The 1,919-nt window shown below is 37.7% G+C and carries 2 protein-coding genes; one reads left to right on the top strand and one right to left on the bottom strand.

Annotated features, from left to right (window positions below):
- Positions 1–336 (bottom strand): COX15/CtaA family protein (locus AC1DRF_RS25360; protein WP_477741995.1); only part of this gene is annotated, 336 nt, incomplete at its 3' end.
- Between the two features lie 508 nt (positions 337–844).
- Here AC1DRF_RS25360 and cyoE point away from each other — a divergent pair.
- Entirely contained in the window at positions 845–1,783 is a 939-nt protein-coding gene (cyoE, locus tag AC1DRF_RS25355) for a heme o synthase (protein ID WP_477741994.1), read from the top strand.
- Positions 1,784–1,919 lie beyond the last annotated feature (136 nt).

Genomic DNA, 1,919 nt, shown 5'->3' with positions numbered 1-1,919 from the left:
CATAACGGCAGCGGCCCCAATTAATGCTTGCAGTACTAGGAAGAAAAAAGAGATAAACGCTAAAGGTCTAACTTCTTTTATATGCCCTAGTGAAATCCATGCCCATACGCATAAAGCGAGCACAAGAAAGCCCGACACGCCAGAAACTAAGCGGTGGCTTAATTCAACAACGGTTTCAAATGTTAAAGGGTCAGGAATGAGCTGTCCATTACACAGAGGCCAAGAATCTCCGCACCCGTCTGCTGAACCAGTTTTCGTGACAAGGGCACCGCCAAGCAGAATAAGTAACATGGCCATGCTCGTCACAACGGATAAAAATTTTAATCCAAGTCGCACAATAATCACCATCCTAAAAGCAAAGTAAGTAATATAACGAGCTAAACAATTTATCCTAATCTTTTTGTATATTAAACATAAATTTCATTTATTCTCCATAAACTTGATTGAATTTGTTATAATGGTAGAAAGTGTAAGGTTTATTCGTGAGTTTGACTCTGCAGATATGTAAAAGGTACCGTACAGAAAACTATTTTACTTGCACAAATATCTTTTAACAAGTGACAGGGACATGCATTTAGCTCATGACAAAAAAAATCCATATTTTTTTCATGAATTCTTCACAAAGTAACGGCAAAATATGGTTTAATAAACATGAGAAATAGATATTTCTCTACTATTTTACCGTTTACATGTGAAGCTTTTAAGTAGCTTTGGTGAGAGGAATATGACTTCTTTGTGAACAAAGAGGAGATTTTTGTAAAAATATGTTGAAAACGCCTTCATTTATAGACTCTTTATTTACTAGATAGATAAAAGTCTGTGGATGAGTAAAGGAGGAAGCGCCATGGAAGATTCAAAAATGGTGGAAGATTCAACGCTTTCTGCATCGCCTAACACAGCTCATGTAAGCGAAAATAGTTCCGTTTGGTCAGATTTTTTAGCTACGATTAAAATTGGAATAGTCAACTCGAATTTCATCACCACCTTTACTGGTTTTTGGCTAGCTCTTTTCTTCAACGAACAACACTTCTTAGAAAACCTGGATAAAGCATTTTTTACTTTAATAGGTTCTTCACTTATCATCGCCGGTTCATGCAGTTTGAACAATTACATAGATCGTGACATTGACCCTCTAATGGAACGAACAAAGGGACGACCTACAGTGACAGGGAGTTTTACACCTTTGACGGTCCTTGGGATTGGAATCGGTTTTACGTTAACCGGCTTGCTTATGCTACTAGTTGTTTCTTCAGTAGCCGCTCTCATTGGATTAGCAGGAATACTTACATATGTAGTTCTTTACACCATGTGGTCCAAAAGACTATACACAATTAATACAGTAATCGGAAGTATATCAGGAGCTGTCCCGCCTTTAATTGGATGGGMCGCTATYGATCCCAATTTACATGTAGTGGCTTGGGTATTATTTTTAATCATGTTTATTTGGCAGCCCCCTCATTTTCTAGCTCTTGCTATGCGAAGATGTGAAGAATACCGGGCAGCGGGAATCCCTATGTTGCCTGTTGTACACGGGTTTGAGCTGACAAAACGACAGATTCTCATTTGGATTGCTTGTTTGTTGCCATTACCTCTTTATTTATACCAATTAGGAACTCCATTTCTAATTTTGGCCACTGTTTTAAACATAGGATGGCTATTTTTAGGATTTGCTCAATACAATAAACAAGAAGACACAAAGTGGGCTAGCATGATGTTTATCTACTCACTAAACTATTTAACTATTTTATTTGTCTCAATGATTGTCGCAACGCTTTTTGCCTAGATAAAATCTTTCACTGAATGCGACACTGCACAAGGGGGATTTCTTCTACATGTAGAATTCATTATAGAAGGAATAAGTTTTATGCTCAAGAGGGCATAGATGAAATCACGTCAATGAAAGAGAGGTTGGGGAATGG

This window comes from Priestia sp. P5_B4, assembly GCF_056400385.1.
The sequence above is the reverse complement of the archived record's forward strand: the minus strand, read 5'-3'. Positions and strand labels throughout refer to the sequence as shown.